This window comes from Pseudoclavibacter terrae (assembly GCF_008831075.1).
Lineage (GTDB): Bacteria > Actinomycetota > Actinomycetes > Actinomycetales > Microbacteriaceae > Pseudoclavibacter > Pseudoclavibacter terrae.
This window is the reverse complement of sequence record NZ_WBJX01000004.1, coordinates 78,421-100,030: the sequence shown is the minus strand read 5'-3', so window position 1 is coordinate 100,030 and position 21,610 is coordinate 78,421. Positions and strand designations below refer to the sequence as shown.

The following is a 21,610-nucleotide window of genomic DNA, read 5'->3' as shown; positions in this document are numbered from 1 at the left end:
CAGCTATGACACTTCGACTCCGCACGATCGGGGCCGCGCTTGCCGTCGGATCCCTCGCCCTCCTCGCCGCCGGATGCGCGCCGACCGCCGGCGGGGCGAGCGGCGGTGGCGACGTCGTCACCATCAAGGTGGCGGCGACGGTCACCCCGATGACGGATGTCGTGGAGGCGGCGGCCGAGGCCATCGAGGACGGCTACGAGATCGAGCTCGTCCCAGTCTCCGACTACGTGCAGCCGAACGTCCTCGTCGAGAACGGGGAGATCGACGCGAACTTCGTGCAGTTCGTGCCGTTCATGGAGGAGTTCAACACCAAGAACGATGCGTCGCTCGCGGGCGTCACGCCGATCTACTCGACGGTCGTCGCGTTCTACTCGAAGACCTTGTCTTCGCTTGACGAGCTGCCGCAGGGTGGCAGCGTCGTCATCCCCAACGACGGCGCGAACGCTGGACGCGCGTTGCAGCTGCTTGCCGATGGCGGCATCATCACCCTCGACGAGGGCGTCGACCGCTTCACGGCCAAGGTGACGGACATCATCGAGAACCCGCGCGAGCTTGCGATCACGCAGGTCGACCTGCTGCAGCTCAACACGGCCTACGAGGAGGCGGACGCGGTCTTCAACCTGCCGTCGTTCGCGCGGCAGCTCGGGTTGACGCCCGTCGACAACGGGCTCGCCGTCGAGCAGGATGAGCAGTTCGCGGTGACGCTCGTGACACGCGAGGACAAGCTCGGCACTCCGGAGATCACGGCACTCGAGAAGGCGTTCACGAGCGACGAGGTTCGGGAGACCCTCGAGTCGCTGGACGTCCCGCCGGCCTTCTAGCGAGCAGGGTCACCGCCGCGGATCGCTGCCAGGCGAATGGCCCAGACGGCCTTCGCTGAGGCGATCACCGCCAGTCGATGCGCCCTTCTCGGGGCGTCATTCGGACCAGATGGCTGGCAGCGTTCGCGGGCGGGCTGGGAGCGTTCGCGGGCGAGCGTGCGGGCGGGCGCGTGGGCGCACGTGCGGGCGCGCGGTCGGCGGGGAGTGGAGCCGTGGGCTCGGCGCGGCGGTCAGGCGCTGAACTCGCGCAGCAGCAGCGACGCGTTGTGCCCGCCGAAGCCGAACGAGTTCGACAGCACGGTGCGGATGCGGGAGGGGCGCGCCTCGTGCGCGACGAGGTCCAGGTCCGGGTACTCCGGGTCGTCGAGGTTGAGGGTCGGCGGGATCACGGAGTCGCGCATCGTGAGTAGCGAGATGACCGCCTCGAGGGCCCCCGCGGCGCCCAGCAGGTGGCCCGTGGCGGACTTGTTCGCGGTCACGGGAACCTCGCCCAGGCGTGCGCCGAGGAGCTCGCGAAGCGCGGCGGTCTCCATGGCGTCGTTGAGCGGCGTGCTCGTGCCGTGCGCGTTGACGTGGTCGAGCCCGCTCGCGTCGAGGCTTGCGTCGTCCAGGGCGGCGCGCATGGCGGCGAGTGCTCCGCTGCCGTCGGGTCGTGGAGCCGTCGGATGGTACGCATCCGATGTCGCGCCGTATCCGGCGATCTCCGCGAGGATGTCGGCACCGCGCGCGAGTGCGCTGTCTTCTGACTCGACGAGCAGCGCGGCCGCACCCGCCGACATCACGAATCCGTGCCTGCCGCGGTCGAAGGGGCGGCTGGCAGTTTCCGGGGCATCGTCGTGCCCGAGCGCGAGGGCGCCGAGGGTGGCGTTGACGGCGAGGTTGACGCGGTTGAGGCAGTCGTCCGCTGCGACGACGAGCACGGCGTCGGCGTACCCGTGCCTGATGGTGCGCATCGCCTCGCCGAGGGCGACGGTGCCGCTCGCGCAGGTCGCGGAGAGCCCGGCGGTGGCGCCGCGCGCGCCATACCGTTCACTCAGGTACGCGGCGGCTGCGTCCGGGCCGCCGTACACGACGACGCCTGGTGGCACGCGGCGAGGCCCGGAGCTGTCGAGGATGCGCGCGGCGTCCTGGGTGAGCGAGACGGGACCGGAGCCGGTCGCGATGGTCGCCGCGAACCTGGCCGAGTCGAATGGCAGCGACCCTGGCGTGATGCCCGTCGAGCGCATGGCTTCGTCGGCGGCGGCCACCGCGTAGTGCGCGTGCCGATCGAGGCGGGCGATGTCCCGCTTGGGGAGGTGGTCGGCTGCGACGAAGCCGCGCACCTCGCCCGCGACTCGCACGGCGAGGTCGGCGACATCAACGCTCTCGATCCGTCGGATGCCGCTGCGGCCCGCGAGCAGCGACGACCAGATGCTCGGAACATCGAGCCCGTTCGGGGCGACCGCACCGACGGCGGTCACGACGGCGCGTCTCACAGCCGCCCCGCGTCGCCTGCGGTGACGAGGTCGAGGACGGCCGAGCGGCGGATCTTGCCACCTGCCGTTCGTGGCAGCAGGGATGCGCGATAGAGGCGGTGGGGCACGAACTGTGGCGCGAGGCGCGCCCGCAGGTGGCCGAGCATCCGCGCCTTGCTGGGGAGCGCATCCGCGTCACCCTCGATCACGACCGCCACGAGCGAGCCGAGCGTGTCGTCCGGCAGCGCGACGGCGCAGCACTGCTCGCAACCCGGCAGCGAGGCCAGGGTGCGCTCGACCTGGGGGAGCGACACCTTGTGCCCGCCGGAGACGGCGACGTCACCGGCGCGGCCGAGCAGCTGGATGCGCCCGTCCGCGAACGACGCGAGGTCGTTGACGCTCGCCCACCCCTCGGTATCGGTGATGCGGTCTGCGCTCGTTGCAGCGAGGTATCGCTCGACGGCTGACCCCACGCGGATGTGCAGCGTGCCGGTCTCACCGGCTGGCACGTCCGCCCCAGCGTCGTCGCGCACGCTCACCTCGACGCCGGCGAATGGGGCGAGGTTCGTGCCGTCGCCCTCGTCGCTGTACCCGATGAACCCGATCTCGGAGGCCCCGTAGTAGCTGCGCAGGTGAGCCGTTGGGACGGCCTCCTCGAAGCCGCTGCGGATGTGCGCGGGCTGGTTGGCCCCGCCGGTGATGACCTCAACGAGCGAGTCGAGCGACAGCTCGGTCCGGCGTGCCGCCTGGAGGAGGGCAGGCAGCATGGCGGGCACACCGACGAATCGCTCGATGCGCTCTTCCGCGATGGTGCGCGCAACCGCTCGCGCATCGAACGTGCTCTGCAGGTGGAGCGAACCACCAGTCCCGAGCACCTCGACGAGCGCGTACAGCGTGAGGCTGTACGAGAGTGGGCCGGGCGCGATCGTCGAGCGGCCGTCGGCGGTGCCGAGGTAGCGGCGGCTGATGTCGACGTTGTGGTCCCAGCTGCCGCGCGTGCGGAGGAACCCCTTGGGGAGGTCGGTGGTGCCCGAGGTGAACAGCAGCAGGAAGGGCTCGTCCCGCGGCCTGACCTCGGGGCCAGGTGCCGCCTCGCCTCGCCTGGCGAGCGCCTCCGCGGCGGCTAGGTCGAACGACGCCAGCGACGTCACCGTCCCACCCCAGGCTGCGGCGTCCAGCTGCTCGGCGAACTCCGGGTCGTCGGTGATGACGAGCGCCGGTTCGACTCGGCGCAGGATCTCGAGGCGGTGCTCGAGCGGCCAGAGCGGGTCGAGCACGGTGGCGACTCCGCGGAAGCTGATGACTCCCGTCAGCAGGCGGGCAGCGTCGATGGCGCGTGACAAGGAGAGCGCCACGATCGGCACGCCCCCTGTCTCGGCGGCGGACGCACCGCTCGCGGCCGGCTCCGACGAGCCGAGCAGCGTCTCGACACCTGCCCGCACCTGGGTGCTGGAGCTCGACAGCTCGCCGTAGGTGAAGCGCTCGCCGTCACCGGCCAGCGCGGTGCGGGTGGGCCAGCGGTCGGCGGTGTCGATGAGCGTGCGAGTGATGGGCACCGGACGAGTCTAAGTCGTGAACCTCAGCACGACCGGGGCGAGCGGGCATCCCGGCGCGGGCACCTCAGTCGAGCCCCACGCCGTTCCGCAGCTCGCGACCCTTCGCGATGTCCCTGTCGATCTGCTCGAGCCGCTTCGCGCTCGCCTTCGTGTCGCGGGGCGGCAGCTGAATGCTCTGCTCAGCCTCGATGCCCCCGCGCAGCTCCCGCACCCGCTCGATCTCCGCGTCGCATTGCGCGCCGAAGAGGAGTGCGAGGTTGACGATCGACAGCCAGAGCAGGGCGATGATGACACCGGCGACGCCGCCGTACAGCCGCTCGTAGCTGCTGAAGTTCGCGACGTAGAAGAAGAAGCCGCCACTCGCGACGACCGTCACGACCAGTGCGATGAACGCGCCGAGCGTCATCCACTTGAACTTCGGCAGCCTCACGTTGGGCGTTCCGTAGAAGAGCACCGCGATCATCACGATCACGACGACGAGGACGATGGGCCAGCGGGCGAAGCTCCAGACCGTGAGCGATGCGTCACCGAGGCCGATGAGACCGCCGACCGCCGCGGCCACGGGCCCGGACAGCGCCAGGATCCCGAAGATCAGCAGCATGAGCACGAGGAGGACGATCGTCCAGATCATCATGATCGGGCGGAGCTTCGAGAACGGGCGACCCTCGTCGATCTCGTAGACCGTGTTCATGGCGTGCGAGAAGCAGTTCACGTACCCGGACGCCGACCAGAGGGCACCGAGCAGACCGACCACGAACGCAGTTCCTGCGCCGCTGGACTCGCCGAGCTGCTCGACCGTGTTCCGCAGCGTCTCGGCGAAGGTCGGATCGGTCAGGTAGGTCGACATCTCGTCGATGAACGACACCGCCTCCTCCGTCAGACCGAAGAGGCCGATGACGGACATGAGCGCCAGTAGGGCGGGGAAGACCCCGAGCAGCATGTAGAACGTGAGCGCGGCGGCGAGCACCGTGCTCTTGTCGCGCAGGAACTCGCGGACGGCGCGCGCCAGGATGTAGCGCCATGCCGGACCGAGAACCGGTTTGAGCCCTTCCGGCTTGCGCGGATCCCTCGCATCCGGGGCCGTCTGCGCCTTGACGACGCTGGTCTCGTGGGGTGAGCCGGGAGTGGTCATAGGAGCAGGCTAGGCGGGGGCGGCGAGTCGAGGGGGAGGGCGCGCGCTCCGGAGCCGGAGTCGCATTCGGGGGACGCGGTGAGGCGTGACGAGTGGAGACGCGAAGAGGGGCAGCCGATCTCGGCTGCCCCTCTTCGCGTGCGGTCGCTGGACCGCTAGACGCGGCCCTTGAGCATCGCCTGCTTGACCTCGGCGATGGCCTTGGTCACCTGGATGCCACGGGGGCAGGCCTCGGTGCAGTTGAAGGTGGTGCGGCAGCGCCACACGCCCTCACGGTCGTTGAGGATGTCGAGGCGGACCTTCGCGTCTTCGTCACGGGAGTCGAAGATGAAGCGGTGCGCGTTGACGATCGCGGCGGGTCCGAAGTACTGGCCGTCGGTCCAGAAGACGGGGCACGACGTGGTGCACGCGGCGCACAGGATGCACTTGGTGGTGTCGTCGAAGCGCTCGCGGTCGGCGATCGACTGGAAGCGCTCCTTGCCCTTCTCGGGCTCAGCCTGTGCCTTCAGGAAGGGCTGGACCTCGCGGTACGCCTCGAAGAACGGCTCCATGTCGACGATGAGGTCCTTCTCGAGGGGGAGCCCCTTGATGGCCTCGACGTAGATGGGCTTCGAGATGTCGAGGTCCTTGACGAGCGTCTTGCAGGCGAGGCGGTTGCGGCCGTTGATGCGCATGGCATCGGAACCGCAGATGCCGTGCGCGCAGGAGCGGCGGAACGCGAGCGAGCCGTCCTGGTCCCACTTGATGCGGTGCAGCGCGTCGAGGATGCGGTCGGTCGGGTACATCTCGACGTCGAACGCCTCCCAGTACGGCTCGGTGTCCGTCTCGGGGCTGTAGCGGCGGACGTTGAGCGTCACCGTGAACGGCTTGGGAGCCTCGATGGCCGCCTCGGGGGCTTCAGTTGTTGCAGCAGTCATTCGTTCCGCCCTTCCTAGTACTTGCGCTCGGTCGGCTCGTAGCGCGTCACGCGCACGGGCTTCTTGTCGAGTCGGATGTGGTCGGCGGGGTCGGGGGACTTCCGGTCGCCGGTGAGGTACGCCATGGTGTGGTGCATCCAGTTGACGTCGTCGCGCTTCGGGAAGTCGTCGCGCATGTGGCCGCCACGGCTTTCCTCACGGTTGAGTGCGCAGTAGACGAGCACCTCGGCGAGGTCGAGCAGGAAGCCGAGCTCGATGCCTTCGAGGAGCTCCGTGTTGTAGCGCTTGCCCTTGTCGAAGACGGCGATCTGCGTGTACCGCTCGCGCAGCGAGTGGATGACCTTGGTCGCCTCGGTCAGTGTCTCCGACGTGCGGAAGACCTGGGCGTTCTTGTCCATCGTCTCCTGCAGCTCGCGGCGGAGGCCGGCGACGGACTCGGTGCCGGTAGATGCCTGGAGGTCGTCGACCATGCTCTTCACGAACGCGGCGGCGTCGTCGGGCAGGGGAGCGAACTCCGCGGTCTTGACGTACTCGACGGCGTTGCGGCCGCTTCGCTTGCCGAAGACGTTGATGTCGAGCAGCGAGTTGGTGCCGAGTCGGTTCGAGCCATGCACCGAGACGCAGGCGCATTCGCCGGCTGCATACAGGCCGGGGATGACGGTCTCGTTGTCGGAGAGCACCTCACCGGCGTTGTTCGTGGGAATGCCGCCCATCGCGTAGTGCGCGGTCGGGTAGACGGGCACGGGCTCGGTGACCGGGTCGACGCCGAGGTAGGTGCGCGCGAACTCGGTGATGTCGGGCAGCTTCGTCTCGAGGACCTCGGCACCGAGGTGGGTGCAGTCGAGGTAGACGTAGTCCTTGTGCGGGCCGGCGCCGCGACCGTCGAGGACTTCCTGCACCATGGAGCGGGCGACGATGTCGCGGGGTGCGAGGTCCTTGATGGTGGGCGCGTAGCGCTCCATGAAGCGCTCGCCGGAGGCGTTGCGGAGGATCGCGCCCTCGCCGCGTGCGCCCTCGGTGAGGAGGATGCCGAGGCCGGCAAGACCGGTGGGGTGGAACTGGTAGAACTCCATGTCCTCGAGCGGGAGGCCACGGCGCCAGACGATGCCCATGCCGTCGCCCGTGAGCGTGTGCGCGTTCGACGTCGTCTTGAAGACCTTGCCGAAGCCGCCCGTCGCGAAGATGAAGGCCTTCCCCTGGAAGACGTGCAGCTCGCCTGTCTTGAGTTCGAGCGCCACGATGGCCGCGGGGACCTCCTGGCCGTCGACCTCGGTCATGACGATGTCGAGCGCGTAGAACTCGTTGAAGAACTTCACGTTGTGCTTGACGCAGTTCTGGTACAGCGTCTGGAGGATCATGTGGCCGGTGCGGTCGGCCGCGTAGCAGGCGCGGCGAACCGGCGCCTTGCCGTGGTCGCGCGTGTGGCCACCGAAGCGGCGCTGGTCGATCTTGCCCTCTGGCGTGCGGTTGAAGGGGAGGCCCATGTTCTCCAGGTCGATGACCGCCTCGATGGCTTCCTTCGCGAGGATCTCGGCAGAGTCCTGGTCGACGATGTAGTCGCCGCCCTTGACGGTGTCGTAGGTGTGCCACTCCCAGTTGTCGTCCTCGACGTTCGCGAGGGCCGCGGCCATGCCGCCCTGGGCCGCACCGGTGTGCGAGCGAGTCGGGTAGAGCTTCGTGACGACAGCCGTGTCTGCGCCCTGGGCGGCCTCGATGGCCGCGCGCATCCCTGCGCCACCAGCGCCGACGATGACGATCTCGTGCTGGTGGTAGTGGACGCCGTCGACGGTGCGCGTCGGAGCGAGCTTCTCTGCCATATGTCTGTGGCTCTTCTTTCTCAGGTGGTGGAAGTCGTGTGGCCGAACGCCGCGGCTAGGCCGGGCAGAAGCTCGGCAGGTTCTCGGCGGCGCCGTTGGCGGGGCACGGGTCGAACGTGTAGATCACGAGGAGGCCCAGGACGATGAGCACCGTCGTGACGATGAACAGCGTCACCTGCAGGGCGCGGCGCGTGCTGGCCTTCGACACGTAGTCGTTGATGATCGTGCGCATGCCGTTGGCGCCGTGGATGAACGCGAGGACGAGCATGAGCGTGTCCCAGACGACCCAGAACGGGTCGGCCATCTTGCCGGCGACGAAGGCGAAGTCGATCGCCGCGACGCCCTGCCCGACCATGAGGTTCGTGAACAGGTGGCCGAAGATCAGGATGACGAGCAGCACGCCGGAGACGCGCATGAACGCCCATCCGATGCGCTCCCAGTTGGTGCTGTTCTTGGCGGCAGCTGCCGAGCGCGGGTACTCGATGGTTTCGATAGTCATGGCAGCTCCCTCCTAGTGGCTGAACACGTTGATGAGGTGGCGGGGCGTGAAGCCGATCATCGTGACGACGCACAGGCCGATGACGATCCAGAACATGAGCTTCTGGTACTTCGCGCCGCCCGGCAGGAAGTCGATGAGGATGATGCGGATGCCATTGAACGCGTGGTAGCAGATGGCTGCCACGAGTCCGACCTCGCCGATGCCCATGATGGGCGTCTGGTAGGTGTGGATGGCCGCGTTGTAGGCCTCAGGGCTGACGCGCACGAGCGACGTGTCGAGCACGTGCACGATCAGGAAGAAGAAGATGGAGACGCCGGTGATGCGGTGGAGAACCCAGGACCACATGCCCTCGTTCCCCCGGTACAGCGTGCCGCCGCGATGCGGCTTCTTCGCTGACTTCTTCGGGGCTGTCGAGCCCGCCGGAGCTGGTGTCTGTACGGCTGACACGGGATTGCCCTTCTGTCGCGTTGCGTTCTTCCGCTCAGGACTCTTGCGCCGAGGAGGTGAAGATGAGCGGCAGGCCCCAACCACACTGCGTTGGGCATGTTGATACCCGCCTAGACTACGCCTCCCGCGCTTCTCAGCTGGGAAGGTTTACCTTCCTTTGTGATGATTCGGCGGTGGCGTCCGCGCCTGGGCCCGAACGCTCAGGCGTGGGGCAGAACGCTCGGCTGCCGCGCATCCGCCATGACGGAAGCGTAGTGCGCGAGGAGCTCGTCGCAGACGCTCGTCCACGAGCGGGAGAGCACGCGCCGTCGGCCGGCCTCGCCCATGCGCGCTCGAAGACCCGGGGAATCGACGAGTTGCTCGAGCATGCCCCTGAGGTCGAGGTCGCCCGCTCGGTCAGGATCGAAATGGAAGCCGTCGACGCCGTGCTCGACGAGGTCGATCGGGCCACCGGCGTATGGTGCCACGACGGGGAGGCCGCTCGCGTGCGCCTCCTGGATGGTCTGACCGAACGTCTCCTCTGTTCCCGTGTGCACGAAGACGTCGAAGCTCGCGTAGGCCAGAGCCAGGTCGCGGCCACCGAGTCTGCCGGCGAAGTGCACGGGCACGCCCTTCAGTGCCTTGCGGATGCTCGGTTCAGAAGGCCCATCGCCCACGACGACGAGCTGCACCCCATCGAGGCCGCGCAGCGAGGCGAGGCGCTCGACCTGCTTCTCCGGTGCGAGGCGACCGACGTAGCCGATGATCGTGCGGGAGTCGGCGCCCAGCCGCCGGCGGCTGTTCTGCACGGCCTGTTCGTGCTTGTTCCGCGGGTGATAGGTCTCGAGGTCGACGCCTCGACCCCAGCGGGTGGCGTTGGTGATCTTCGCGCGACGCAGATCACCGAGCGCCGCGCTCGACGGCGCGAGGGTCAGATCCGCGTTGTTGTGCAGCCAGCGGATGAACCACCAGGCGAAGCCCTCCATGGCGCTCAGGCGGTTGCGCTTCGTGTACCCGGCGACGTCGGTCTGGAAGACGGCGACGCTCGGGATGCCGCGTCGCTTCGCGGCGGCGATCGCCTGCGATCCCAGAAAGAGGGGACTCGCCGCGTGCACGATGTCGGGCGCGAACTCGGCGAGGAGTCGGTCCACCCTTGGGGAAGGGAGGCCCACGGGGAACTGGCGGTAGTCGAGCGCCGGCACCTCGACGACACGAAACCCGCGATACTCGCTCGGCGAGCCGGCGGCCGGGGTGATGATCATCGCCTCATGGCCGCGCAGTGCGAGGTGGTCGAGCACCTTGCACACGCTGTTCGTCACGCCGTTGACAGTGGGGAGGAAGCTCTCGGTGACGACCGCGATGCGCATGATGCGAAGGTAGGCGGTCGGCGTGGCGTCGAGGTGAACTCCCGGCGACGTGTTCCCGACGACATATCCACAGCTTCGTCACGCCGAAACCAGCAGGAGACAGTGTTCCCCTATGGTGTTGCGCATGGCAGATGCGATCGATCGGTTCTATGGCGTGATCCCAGCGGGAGGCGTCGGTTCCCGACTCTGGCCCCTCTCGCGGGCCGAAGCCCCGAAGTTCCTCCACGACGTCGTCGGAAACGGCTCGACCCTGCTCAGGGCGACCTGGGACCGGCTCGCGCCGCTGTGCGCTGAAGACCGGCTGCTCGTGGTCACGGGTGAAGCGCACGCGAAGGAGGTGCGCGCGCAGCTTCCCGAGCTCATCGAGGAGAACATCGTCCTCGAGAGCGAGGGTCGCGAATCGACGGCGGCGATCGGACTCGCTGCCGCGATCCTGCAGCGTCGTGTGCCGGACGCCATCATCGGCTCGTTCGCCGCTGACCACCTCATCGGCGCGACGGATCGCTTTGCCGCGGCAGTCCGCGAGGCCGTCGAGGCTGCCGACGCCGGCGTCATCGTGACGATCGGCATCCAGCCCATCGAGCCGTCCACGGCGTTCGGCTACATCCGCGCCGGCAAGCCCCTCAAGATCCCGGCCGCACCGAGCGCCCGCAAGGTCGACGCGTTCGTCGAGAAGCCCAAGGAGGCGACCGCGCGTCGCTACCTGGCCTCAGGCGAGTACCTGTGGAACGCCGGCATGTTCTTCGCGCGCGTCGACCGCCTCATGGAGGCGCTCGCCGAGTCGAACCCGGCCCTGGCCGCTGGCATCAACGAGATCGCGGATGCCTGGGGCACCGAGCAGCAGGCCGAGGTCACGGCGCGCGTCTGGCCTGGCCTCGAGAAGATCGCCATCGACTACACGGTGGCTGAGCCAGCCGCCGCGCGTGGTGAGCTCGCCGTCATCCCCGGCTACTTCCAGTGGGACGACGTGGGTGACTTCGCAGCGGTGAGCCGACTCCGCAAGAGCACCAACGGCAATGGGGTGACGGTGCACGGAGACGAGAGCAACGTCGTCGTCGTCGATGGCTCGGGTCTCATCGTCAACCACACCGACCGGGTCGTCGCCATCGCCGGCATCAAGGACATCGTCGTGGTCGATACGCCGGATGCGCTGCTCGTCACGACCGCGGCCAACGCGCAGAAGGTGAAGCAGCTGGTCGCCGAGATCAAGGAGTCGAGGCGCCCGGAAGTCCTGTAGTCCGCCTCCTTCTTCTCTGCGCGCGTGCACGGTCACAACGATCCGTGCACGCGCGTAGCGGTCTGGGCTCGGCGCCCACTACTCTTCCGGCATGTCACGCTCTCGCATCCCAGGCGCCTTCGGTGCCCTCGCCGTCGCCACCCTCGCTCTGACCGCCTGCCAGGCTCCGCCGGACGCCCCGGGCTCGACGGATGCGGCGGGCGCTGGCAGCGACTACCTCGCGTGCATGGTCGCGAACAGCGGCAACATCCAGGACCGCTCCTTCAACCAGGCCGTCTTCGAGTCGCTCGAGGCGGCGCAGGAGGAGTACGGCGTGGAGATGCGCGAGACCGTCTCGCAGTCGCAGGCCGACTACGAGACGAACCTCGAGACCATGGTCGGTGAGGGCTGCGACTACATCGTGACGGTCGGGTGGGAGCTCGCCGACGCGACCAGGGCGTCCGCCGAGGCGAATCCCGACATCACGTACTCGATCGTCGACGAAGTCGTCGAAGGGCCGAACGTGGCCTCGATCGTGCACGACACCGCGCAGGCCGCGTTCCTCGCCGGGTACCTCGCGGCCGGCGTCAGCCAGACGGGCGTCGTCGGGACCTTCGGCGGCGGCAACCAGCCACCCGTGACCGTGTTCATGGATGGCTTCGCGGCGGGCGTCGAGCAGTACAACACCGCCAAGGGCGCGTCGGTGCGTGTCGTCGGGTGGGATCCGAAGACGCAGCAGGGCTCGTTCACGGACGACTTCACCAACACGAACGCCGCGCAGACGACGGCGCAGGGGCTCATCTCGCAGGGTGCGGACATCATCATGCCTGTCGCAGCCCAAGCCGGTGAAGGCGCCGCCGCGGCAGCGCTCGCGGCCGGCGACGTCGGCATCATCTGGGTCGACTCCGACGGCTACGAGCTCCTCGGCGAGGAGTACCGCCCCCTGCTCGTGACGACCGTCGAGAAGCGGATGGAGCCGGCCATCCTCGGCGTCATCGGCTCCGACATCGACGGCACCTTCGAGCCGGGCAACAACGTGGGCACGCTCGGGAACGACGGAGTCGGGCTCTCCTCCTTCCACGACTGGGACTCGAAGATCCCCGCCGAGCTGAAGGCCGAGGTCGAGGATCTGAAGGCCAAGATCGTGGCGGGGGACGTCGTCGTCGAGTCGCCGTCGTCGCCGACGGGCGCGAACTGAGCGGATTCGCGACCCGATCCAGCACCCCGCACCGACCGATCGGCTCGGAGAATTCCGACCCCGTGAGAATCGGTGCCCGACGCGCCGAGAAACACACTCGTAACTGTGCAACGGTCGGGTTTCGATTCCGATCTCGGCCGTATTGTGACGCCGGGCTACGGCTATGCTCGGGCAATCACCAGCTTCGTCGGCATCCGCGTTCTGCGGTGCGACGGACATCCAACTCAGGAGGATCGAGAGTGGCTATCTCTTCGAAGCAGCGCTTCGCTGCAATTGGCACCATGGGCGTCGCAGCCCTCGTGCTCGCCGGTTGTGCCCCAGCTCCGGACGCGGGCGACGCGCCAGCTGAAGGTGCATCCGACTTCACCGCGTGCATGGTGTCTGACGAGGGCGGGTTCGACGACCGCTCCTTCAACCAGCTCGCGCACACCGGTCTCGAGGACGCGGAGTCCGAGCTCGGAGTCAGCGTGCTCGAAGCAGAGTCGGCGACGCCGGACGACTACGCGGCCAACCTGACGACCATGGTCGACCAGGGCTGCAACATCATCGTCCCCGTCGGCTTCAAGCTGGCCGACGCGACGGCTGCCGCAGCAGAGGCGAACCCAGAGGTCGACTTCGCGATCGTCGACGTCGAGGGCCTCGGCATCCCGAACGTGCTCGAGCTCAACTACGACACGGCGCAGGCCGCGTTCCTCGCCGGCTACGCAGCAGCCGCGTACTCGAAGACGGGCACCGTCGCCACCTACGGCGGCGCGGCCATCCCGACCGTCACGATCTTCATGGACGGCTTCGCCAACGGCGTCAAGCACTTCAACGAGGTCAAGGGCAAGGACGTCAAGGTCATCGGCTGGGACGTCGACTCGCAGCAGGGCTCGTTCGTCGATGACTTCACGAACGTCTCCCGTGCCAAGGAGATCTCCACCGGCTTCCTGAGCCAGGGTGCGGACGTCATCCTCCCCGTCGGCGGGCCCCTCTACCAGGGCGCAGCAGAAGCGATCCGCGAAGGCGGTCAGGACGCCGTCATCCTCGGCGTCGACTCCGACCTCGCCATCGCCGACGAGCAGTACGCGGACATCATCCTCGTCTCGATCATGAAGGGACTCGACGTCACCGTTCTCGACGCCATCTCCCAGAGCGTCGACGGCACCTTCGAGGGTGGCACGACCTACACGGGCGTCCTCGAGAACGAGGGCGTCAGCCTCTCCGGCTTCGGCGCCTTCGAGTCGGAGCTGCCGGAAGGCACGCTCGACGAGATCGAGTCGCTGAAGCAGGAAGTCATCGACGGCAAGTACCCGGAACTGTCGCCTTCCTCACCAAAGGTCTGACCCTCCGGTGTCTGGACTGACGTCCGGGCACAACATGGATGCGGGGCCGTCGCGCAACTCGCGGCGGCCCCGTAGCATGCCTACGCATGCAATCCGAGCCGGTGGCGGCCACCCGCCGTCCCGGCTCCAGCACGACCGGCCCACCAGGCCGTATCCCGCACTACCGCACAGCGAAGTGGACCGCTATGAAACTCGAGCTTCGAGGCATCACCAAGCGATTTGGTGCCTTCACGGCCAACGACAACATCAACCTCACGATCGAGGAGGGCGAGATCCATGCGCTCCTCGGCGAGAACGGTGCTGGCAAGTCGACCCTGATGAACGTGCTCTACGGCCTGTACCAGGCCGACGAGGGCGAGATCCTGCTGGACGACGCCGTCCAGCACTTCTCCGGGCCGGGCGACGCAATGGCCTCCGGCATCGGCATGGTCCACCAGCACTTCATGCTCATCCCCGTCTTCACGGTGGCCGAGAACCTCATGCTCGGCCACGAGCCAGCGAACGGTGCGGGTGTCCTCGACATCGACAGCGCTCGCCAGAAGGTTCGCGACCTCTCGGCGCAGTTCGGCTTCAACATCGATCCGGATGCGCTGGTCGAGCACCTGCCCGTCGGCGCGCAGCAGCGCGTCGAGATCATCAAGGCGCTCTCGCGAGACGCGAAGATCCTCGTCCTGGATGAGCCAACCGCCGTGCTCACGCCGCAGGAGACCGACGAGCTGATCGTCATCATGGACCAGCTGCGCAAGGCGGGCACGTCCATCGTCTTCATCACGCACAAGCTGCGCGAGGTCCGCAAGGTCGCGGACCGCATCACCGTCATCCGCCGCGGCAAGGTCGTCGGCACAGCACTCCCGAGCGAGTCCAACGAGGAGCTCGCCGCGAAGATGGTCGGCCGTGCGGTGGACCTCGACGTCGACAAGGAGGCCCCGAAGCTGGGGGAGACGACGTTCGTCGTCTCCGAGCTGACGGTCTTCGACGAGGTCGGCGCCAAGCAGGTCGACGACCTCAGCTTCGAGGTTCGCGAGGGCGAGATCCTCGTCATCGCCGGTGTGCAGGGCAACGGCCAGACCGAGCTGACGGAGGCCATCCTCGGCCTCCACAAGAAGGCTCTCGGCTCGATCAGCCTCGACGGCAACGAGCTCATCGGGCAGACCGTCAAGAAGACGCTGGATGCCGGGCTCGGCTTCGTGCCGGAAGACCGGACGGAAGACGGCATCGTCGGCGACTTCACGATCGCCGAGAACCTCGTGCTCGACCGCGCCGACCGTGCACCGTTCTCGAACGGGATCGCGCTGAACCTGCGCGAGATCACGGCCTTCGCCGAGAAGAACGTCAAGGACTTCGACGTCAGGGCACCCTCCATCGAGACAGCCGTCGGCCGCCTCTCCGGTGGCAACCAGCAGAAGGTCGTCCTCGCGCGCGAGCTCGGCCGGGACCTGCGGATGTTCATCGCCTCGCAGCCGACGCGCGGTCTCGACGTCGGATCGATCGAGTTCGTGCACGAGCAGATCGTGCGCGTCCGCGACTCGGGCATCCCGGTCATCATCGTGTCGACCGAGCTCGACGAGGTTGTGCAATTGGCGGATCGGATCATGGTCATGTACCAGGGCAAGAGCATGGGAATCGTTGGACCGGAGACGTCGCGCGACGTGCTCGGCCAGATGATGGCGGGGGTCGAAGTATGAGCCAGCTCCAGAACGTGACGGCCGAGACGCCGCCACCACCCGGCACGCAGGTGCCGGTCACCGCGAGCGAGCAGTCGCCGTGGCACGGCCTCTGGCGCGACATCCTCGGGGGCGGGCCGCTGCGCTCCATCCTGGCGATCGTGCTCGCGCTGCTCATCGGCTCGCTCCTCGTCGTCTTCACCAGCGACGATGTGCTCGAGACGACCGGGTACTTCTTCTCGCGGCCGATGGACCTCTTCACCGCCGCGGGCGGCGTCATCGGCGGTGCGTTCCGCGCGCTGTGGGAGGGCGCGATCTACTCGCCCCGCAACGGCTTCGTCCCGCTGACGAACACGCTCATGTGGGCGACGCCGCTCATCACGGCCGGCCTCGGGGTGGCCTTCGCGTTCCGCGCTGGCCTGTTCAACATCGGTGGTCAGGGACAGATCCTCATCGCCGCGCTCTTCACCGGCTTCGTGGGCGCGAGCCTGCAGCTTCCCTTCGTCGTGCACGTGCTCGTCGCAGCGTTCGCCGGCATCGTCGGCGGCTCGATCTGGGCCGGCATCGCAGGGTGGCTGAAGGCGCAGACCGGTGCGCACGAGGTGATCGTCACGATCATGCTCAACTGGATCGCGTTCTGGGGTCTCACGTACCTGCTCAAGACCCCGGCCTTCCAGGCGGAAGGCGCCGGCGGAAACGCCAAGGCCAAGCCCATCGTCGAGTCGGCGCAGCTGCCCGACCTCGTGGGCGCCGCCGACTGGGGCTTCATCCTCGCGATCATCGCCGCCTTCGTCTACTGGTGGATCATGGAGCGCACGACGATCGGCTTCAAGGTGCGAGCCGTCGGCCTCAACCCGAGCGCCGCTCGCACCGCGGGCATCAACGTCGCCTTCATCACGTTCCTCACCATGGCCATCGCCGGTGCCTTCATCGGCCTCGCCGGAGCCACCCAGGTGCTCGGACGCGCTACCGCGGGCTACGACCCCGGCGTCCACGCCGGCATCGGCTTCGATGCCATCACGGTCGCGCTCCTCGGCGCGGGACACCCCGTCGGCATCATCCTCGCCGGCCTCCTCTTCGGCGCGCTCAAGGCCGGCTCCTTCCCGATGCAGGTCGTCGAGGGCATCCCGATCGACATCGTCGCCGTCATCCAGGGCCTCATCGTCCTCTTCATCGCGGCGCCTCCGCTCATCCGGGCGATCTTCCGCCTGCCGAAGCCCTCCGGCATCCGCCTGCTCGACCGCATCCGCGCAGCGAGGGAAGGGCAGGATGACGGGCCGTCGAGCACGAAGGACGGCACGGGCAAAGGCAGCAACGGCAAGAAGAACGAGGTGAACGCATGACCGCAGTGACGCCGAGCACCGAGGAGCAGATCCCGGTAGGCGCGAGCACCAAGGCTGAGGTCCGCACGACGCGCAGCTGGAAGGCCCCCATCGCGTACGCCTTCTTCAGCGCGCTCGTCCTCGTCGTCTTCGGGCTCCTCGCACCCGCGGGCGCCTCGAGCACGATCGACCTCAACTCGGACGGCGTGCCGATCAAGTTCGACCCGCTGGTCCTCCCGACCATGGTCACGAACCTCGTCATCGGCGTGATCCTCGCCGGCATCACGGTCGTCGCCTTCCTCCGCACCGCGGCAGGCGCGAAGCTGCCCATGTGGGTCATGGTCGTCTTCGGCATCCTCTGGGTGTGGGCGCTCATCGTCTTCATCGGCGCGAACGCCAACGTGCCGCTGACCTGGCTGCTCACGGGAACGCTCGCGATCTCGACCCCGCTCATCTTCGGCTCGATGGCCGGCCTCGTCTCCGAGCGCGTCGGCGTCGTGAACATCGCCATCGAGGGCCAGCTCCTCGCCGGTGCCTTCACCTCCGCGCTCATCGGATCGATGACGGGCAACCCGTTCCTCGGCCTCCTCGGCGCGATCCTCGCCGGCATGCTCGTGTCGCTCATCCTCGCCGTCTTCTCGATCCGCTACCTGGTCGAGCAGGTCGTCGTCGGTGTCGTCATCAACATGCTCGTGATCGGACTCACGAACTTCCTCTACTCGGGCGTCATGACGCGCGACAGCGGATTCCTCAACACGATCGCCCAGGACGAGAAGTACCCGCGCTTCGCGATTCCCCTGCTCAGTGACATCCCGGTCATCGGGCCGCTGCTGTTCGACAACACGTTCATCGTGTACCTGATGTTCATCACGGTGCCCGTCCTCACCTTCGCCCTCTTCAAGACCCGCTGGGGCCTGCGCCTCCGCGCCGTCGGCGAGCACCCGAAGGCGGCCGACACGGTTGGCATCAAGGTGAACAAGACCCGCTTCTGGAACGTCCTGCTCTCCGGCGCCATCGCCGGCGCGGGCGGCAGCTTCTTCACACTCGGCAGCGTCGGGTCGTTCAGCCAGGAGATGACGAGCGGCCAGGGATACATCGCCCTCGCCGCCCTCATCTTCGGCCGCTGGCACCCGGTCTACGCGACCCTCGCCGCGCTGCTCTTCGGGTTCGCCTCGAACCTGAAGACCCTCGTGAGCCAGGTCGGGGCGAACATCCCGCCCGAGTTCATGGCGATGATCCCGTACATCGTGACGATCCTCGCCGTGGCCGGTTTCGTCGGCCAGTCCAGAGGCCCCGCCGCGGCGGGCAAACCCTACGTGAAGGCATAGGTGCAGCCATGACGGCAACAGGAACCGAAGCGCTCGAGCCCGACTGGGCGACCCTCCGCGAGGCTGCGCGCGACATCATGACGAAGGCGTACGCGCCCTACTCGAACTACTCCGTCGGCGCGGCCGCGCTCGTCGAAGACGGTCGCATCGTCGTCGGCTGCAACGTCGAGAACGCAAGCTACGGGGTCGGCCTCTGCGCCGAGTGCGGACTCGTATCGGCACTCCAGGCGAGCGGAGGCGGCAAGCTCGTCGCCTTCACCTGCTGCAACGGCGACGGCGACGTCATCATGCCGTGCGGCCGCTGCCGCCAGCTGCTGTACGAGTTCTCGGCACCGGGGATGCTCCTCGAGACCGTCTCGGGTATCCGCACCATCGACCAGGTTCTGCCGGACGCGTTCGGCCCCAGAGATCTCGAAGGGATCAAATGAGCTCCACCCCCGCCCAGTCCGCAATCGAGGCGTTCGACGCCGTCGACCTCATCAAGGCGAAGCGCGACGGCCGTGTGCTGTCGACGCCCGAGATCGACTGGCTCATCTCGCGCTACGCGAACGGCTACGTGGGCGACGAGCAGATGGCCGCGATGGCGATGGCCATCTTCCTCAACGGCATGGAGCGCACCGAGATCCGCGACATGACGCTCGCGATGATCGCGTCTGGTGAGCGGATGAACTTCGACGGGCTCGGCAAGGTCACGGTCGACAAGCACTCCACGGGTGGCGTCGGCGACAAGATCACGCTCCCGCTGATGCCGCTCGTCGCCTCGTTCGGCGTGGCCGTGCCGCAGCTCTCGGGCCGCGGACTCGGCCACACGGGCGGCACCCTCGACAAGCTCGAAGCCATCCCCGGCTGGAGGGCCGAGCTCTCGAACGAGGAGATGTTCACCCTCCTGCAGGAGATCGGCGGCGTCATCTGCGCGGCCGGCGCCGGCCTGGCTCCCGCAGACAAGAAGCTCTACGCGCTCCGCGACATCACGGGAACCGTCGAGTGCATCCCGCTCATCGCATCGAGCATCATGTCGAAGAAGATCGCCGAGGGCACCGACTCGCTGGTGCTCGACGTGAAATTCGGCTCCGGCTCGTTCATGGGCGACATCGAGCGTTCGCGGGCGCTCGCCGAGACGATGGTCGCGCTCGGCGAGGATGCCGGCGTCCGCACCTCGGCGCTGCTCACGAACATGAACGTGCCGCTCGGGCTCGCGATCGGCAACGCCAACGAGGTGCGAGAGTCAGTCGAGGTGCTCGCCGGTGGCGGCCCCGCCGATGTCGTCGAGCTCACCGTCGAACTGGCTCGCGAGATGCTCCGCCTCGCGGGGCAGCCGGACGCCGACGTCGAGGGCGCGCTGAAGAACGGCGCGGCGATGGACGTGTGGCGCCGGTGGGTCTCGGCGCAGGACGGCGACCCGGATGGGGCGCTGCCCGTCGCGCGCGAGACGCACCAGGTGCGCGCCGACCGCGACGGTGTGCTCGTCCGCCAGGAAGCGCTGCCGTTCGGCATCGCGGCGTGGCGCCTCGGGGCCGGACGCGCGCGCAAGCAGGACCCGGTCATCCACTCGGCAGGCATCGACCTCGCGGCCAAGCCGGGCGACGCCGTGAAGAAGGGGGACGTGCTCTTCACGCTCTCCGCCGAGGATGCGGCCCGCTTCCCACGTGCCCTCGAGGCGCTCGAGGGGGCGTACGAGATCGGCGACGCCGGCTCGGAGATCCTCACCGGCGGTCCGCTCATCGCTGGCCGCGTCGGCGCAGAGTAGTCGAGCTCGCGGTGTGGAGAAGGGAGACCTTCTCCACACCGCCACGCCAGGTCGCGCGCTGGTTGCCTCCGCCAGATAGAATCATGGCTCTGGACGGCCGCACTTTCTGGATCGCGGCCACATTCGAAGGGGAACACCGTGTCTGTGCAGAGCTCCGCGCCATACGACGAGGACGATTTCACGCTGCGAGACGGCACCAACATCCGCGCGCTGCCCAAGGTGTCGCTGCATGACCACCTCGACGGCGGACTCCGCGCCCAGACGATCATCGAGCTGGCCGACGAGATCGGCCTCGAGCTCCCCGCAGCGAACGCGCCCGAGCTCTCGAACTGGTTCGCTGACCAGTCCGACTCCGGCTCGCTCGTCGAGTACCTGAAGACCTTCGACGTCACCACGGCCGTCATGCAGACCGCACACGGCCTTCGCCGCGTCGCCCGCGACTTCGTCAACGACCTCGGCGCCGACGGCGTCGTCTACGGCGAAGTCCGCTGGGCTCCCGAACAGCACCTCAAGCGCGGACTGAGCTTGGACGACGCGGTCAACGCCGTGCAGGCAGGCATCAACGAGGGCATCGACGACGTGCGTTCGCACGGCAAGCGCATCCGCATCGGCCAGCTGGTCAGCGCGATGCGCCACGCGGGCAACGGCCTCGAGATCGCCAAGCTCGCCGTCCGCCACCGCGAGCAGGGTGTCGTCGGCTTCGACATCGCCGGCCCGGAAGACGGCTTCCCGCCCACGAACCTGCAGGAGGCCTTCGACTACCTCATGTCTGAGCGCTTCCCGACGACGGTGCACGCGGGCGAGGCAGCCGGGCTCGACTCCATCGAGAGCGCCATCTTCGACGCACACGCGCTGCGTCTCGGCCACGGCGTGCGCATCGCGGAAGACATCGACCTCGAGGGTGAAGACGAGGACGGCACCTACGTGTCGCTCGGGCGACTCGCGCAGTGGGTGCGCGACCGCCGCATCCCGCTCGAGCTCAGCCCGTCCTCGAACCTGCAGACCGGCGCCATCGCCGCCTGGGGTGAGAACATCGAAGACCACCCCTTCGATCTGCTCTACCAGCTCGGGTTCACCGTGACCGTCAACACCGACAATCGCCTCATGAGCGCCACGAGCATCTCCCGCGAATTGACGTTGCTCGCGGACACCTTCGATTACGACCTCGCTGACCTCGAGACATTCCAGCTCAACGCCGCGGAAGGCGCCTTCCTGCCGATCGAGGATCGCGAAGAGCTGGCGGAGATCGTGAGCGAAGGGTTCGACGAGGCGGGAGCATGAACGCGCAGGCCACACCTGAGCTGCAGTTCGACCCCACCAGCGTGCGCCTCGCGGAGCACGCCCTCGACTGGCGGCAGGCCGTCGGCCAGATGGGCGAGCTGCTCGCCGAGCGCGGGTTCGCGAAGCGCGGGTACACGAGCAACATGGTCCGCGTCATCGAGCGCTTCGGCCCCTACGTCGTCGTCGGCCCAGGGGTCGCGCTCGTGCACGCGCGACCCGGCGAGGAGACCATCGAGAACGGTCTCGCCGTCATCACCTACCCGGAGGGAGTCGGCTTCGGTCACGCGCGCTACGACCCGGTGCGGGTCGTCGTCGGCATGACGGCGACCAGCGCATCCGAGCACCTGAAGCTCATCGCGGCCCTCGCGAAGACCTTCGACAACGAGGCAGTGCTCAGCGAGCTCATCGCAGCGGAGTCGCCCGCGTCGCTGGTCGAGCTGCTCAAACCGCGCCTCGCGGCTGCGGGACTCGTCATCGCCTGACGCCGGCGCTCCGTATGCCCCGGGGCCTGCGAGCCCCACCCGACGCGACCGTGATCGG

General features: G+C 68.1%; 19 protein-coding genes. 11 read left to right on the top strand and 8 right to left on the bottom strand.

The window, feature by feature from the left end; all coding sequences use genetic code 11:
- Positions 1 to 5: 5 nt before the first annotated feature.
- Positions 6 to 821, top strand: coding sequence for a MetQ/NlpA family ABC transporter substrate-binding protein (locus tag F8O03_RS12260; protein WP_151424111.1), 816 nt, complete (start codon positions 6 to 8; stop codon positions 819 to 821).
- 230 nt (positions 822 to 1,051) lie between these two features.
- On the opposite strand, the gene F8O03_RS12255 is transcribed toward F8O03_RS12260, so the two are convergent.
- From F8O03_RS12255 to F8O03_RS12220, 8 genes are all read right to left on the bottom strand, one after another.
- The gene (locus F8O03_RS12255) at positions 1,052 to 2,281 is read right to left on the bottom strand and encodes a beta-ketoacyl-[acyl-carrier-protein] synthase family protein (RefSeq protein ID WP_244296244.1); all 1,230 of its coding nucleotides are present in this window, start codon (positions 2,279 to 2,281) and stop codon (positions 1,052 to 1,054) included.
- An 11-nt stretch (positions 2,282 to 2,292) separates the two neighbouring features.
- The gene (locus tag F8O03_RS12250; RefSeq protein ID WP_151424109.1) at positions 2,293 to 3,831 is read right to left on the bottom strand and encodes a class I adenylate-forming enzyme family protein; all 1,539 of its coding nucleotides are present in this window, start codon (positions 3,829 to 3,831) and stop codon (positions 2,293 to 2,295) included.
- A gap of 64 nt (positions 3,832 to 3,895) precedes the next feature.
- Positions 3,896 to 4,963, bottom strand: a complete 1,068-nt coding sequence (locus tag F8O03_RS12245) for a YihY/virulence factor BrkB family protein (protein WP_151424108.1) — start codon at positions 4,961 to 4,963, stop codon at positions 3,896 to 3,898.
- A 155-nt stretch (positions 4,964 to 5,118) separates the two neighbouring features.
- Positions 5,119 to 5,880, bottom strand: a complete 762-nt coding sequence (locus tag F8O03_RS12240; RefSeq protein WP_104252202.1) for a succinate dehydrogenase iron-sulfur subunit — start codon at positions 5,878 to 5,880, stop codon at positions 5,119 to 5,121.
- A 14-nt stretch (positions 5,881 to 5,894) separates the two neighbouring features.
- Positions 5,895 to 7,697, bottom strand: coding sequence for a succinate dehydrogenase flavoprotein subunit (sdhA, locus tag F8O03_RS12235; protein ID WP_104252203.1), 1,803 nt, complete (start codon positions 7,695 to 7,697; stop codon positions 5,895 to 5,897).
- Positions 7,698 to 7,752: 55 nt separating this feature from the next.
- A complete protein-coding gene (gene sdhD, locus F8O03_RS12230) occupies positions 7,753 to 8,196 on the bottom strand; it encodes a succinate dehydrogenase, hydrophobic membrane anchor protein (RefSeq protein ID WP_179557903.1) in 444 nt (147 codons plus the stop codon).
- A gap of 12 nt (positions 8,197 to 8,208) precedes the next feature.
- Complete coding sequence (gene sdhC / locus F8O03_RS12225; protein ID WP_104252310.1) at positions 8,209 to 8,541, bottom strand: succinate dehydrogenase, cytochrome b556 subunit; 333 nt, start codon at positions 8,539 to 8,541, stop codon at positions 8,209 to 8,211.
- A 302-nt stretch (positions 8,542 to 8,843) separates the two neighbouring features.
- Positions 8,844 to 9,989, bottom strand: coding sequence for a glycosyltransferase family 4 protein (locus tag F8O03_RS12220; protein WP_151424107.1), 1,146 nt, complete (start codon positions 9,987 to 9,989; stop codon positions 8,844 to 8,846).
- Positions 9,990 to 10,113: 124 nt separating this feature from the next.
- Between F8O03_RS12220 and F8O03_RS12215 the strand changes: the two genes are divergently transcribed.
- The 10 genes from F8O03_RS12215 to F8O03_RS12170 all read left to right on the top strand — a co-directional run bounded on the left by F8O03_RS12215 (position 10,114) and on the right by F8O03_RS12170 (position 21,552).
- Positions 10,114 to 11,226 (top strand): mannose-1-phosphate guanylyltransferase, encoded by a 1,113-nt coding sequence (locus F8O03_RS12215; protein ID WP_151424106.1) that lies wholly within the window; start codon positions 10,114 to 10,116, stop codon positions 11,224 to 11,226.
- Between the two features lie 91 nt (positions 11,227 to 11,317).
- Complete coding sequence (locus F8O03_RS12210) at positions 11,318 to 12,403, top strand: BMP family lipoprotein (protein ID WP_151424105.1); 1,086 nt, start codon at positions 11,318 to 11,320, stop codon at positions 12,401 to 12,403.
- A gap of 239 nt (positions 12,404 to 12,642) precedes the next feature.
- Complete coding sequence (locus F8O03_RS12205; protein ID WP_244296240.1) at positions 12,643 to 13,728, top strand: BMP family lipoprotein; 1,086 nt, start codon at positions 12,643 to 12,645, stop codon at positions 13,726 to 13,728.
- Positions 13,729 to 13,913: 185 nt separating this feature from the next.
- Complete coding sequence (locus tag F8O03_RS12200; protein ID WP_104252208.1) at positions 13,914 to 15,413, top strand: ABC transporter ATP-binding protein; 1,500 nt, start codon at positions 13,914 to 13,916, stop codon at positions 15,411 to 15,413.
- Positions 15,410 to 16,735 (top strand): ABC transporter permease, encoded by a 1,326-nt coding sequence (locus tag F8O03_RS12195; RefSeq protein ID WP_151424104.1) that lies wholly within the window; start codon positions 15,410 to 15,412, stop codon positions 16,733 to 16,735. Before F8O03_RS12200 ends, F8O03_RS12195 begins: the two co-directional genes overlap by 4 nt.
- The gene (locus F8O03_RS12190; protein WP_151424103.1) at positions 16,732 to 18,042 is read left to right on the top strand and encodes an ABC transporter permease; all 1,311 of its coding nucleotides are present in this window, start codon (positions 16,732 to 16,734) and stop codon (positions 18,040 to 18,042) included. Before F8O03_RS12195 ends, F8O03_RS12190 begins: the two co-directional genes overlap by 4 nt.
- Positions 18,043 to 18,050: 8 nt before the next feature.
- Entirely contained in the window at positions 18,051 to 18,470 is a 420-nt protein-coding gene (locus F8O03_RS12185; RefSeq protein WP_151424102.1) for a cytidine deaminase, read from the top strand.
- Entirely contained in the window at positions 18,467 to 19,789 is a 1,323-nt protein-coding gene (locus F8O03_RS12180; RefSeq protein WP_151424101.1) for a thymidine phosphorylase, read from the top strand. The genes F8O03_RS12185 and F8O03_RS12180 overlap by 4 nt, the downstream gene beginning before the upstream one ends.
- A gap of 138 nt (positions 19,790 to 19,927) precedes the next feature.
- Positions 19,928 to 21,070 (top strand): adenosine deaminase, encoded by a 1,143-nt coding sequence (locus F8O03_RS12175; RefSeq protein WP_244296238.1) that lies wholly within the window; start codon positions 19,928 to 19,930, stop codon positions 21,068 to 21,070.
- Positions 21,067 to 21,552, top strand: coding sequence for a PTS sugar transporter subunit IIA (locus tag F8O03_RS12170; RefSeq protein WP_151424100.1), 486 nt, complete (start codon positions 21,067 to 21,069; stop codon positions 21,550 to 21,552). The genes F8O03_RS12175 and F8O03_RS12170 overlap by 4 nt, the downstream gene beginning before the upstream one ends.
- The last annotated feature ends 58 nt before the right edge of the window (positions 21,553 to 21,610 follow it).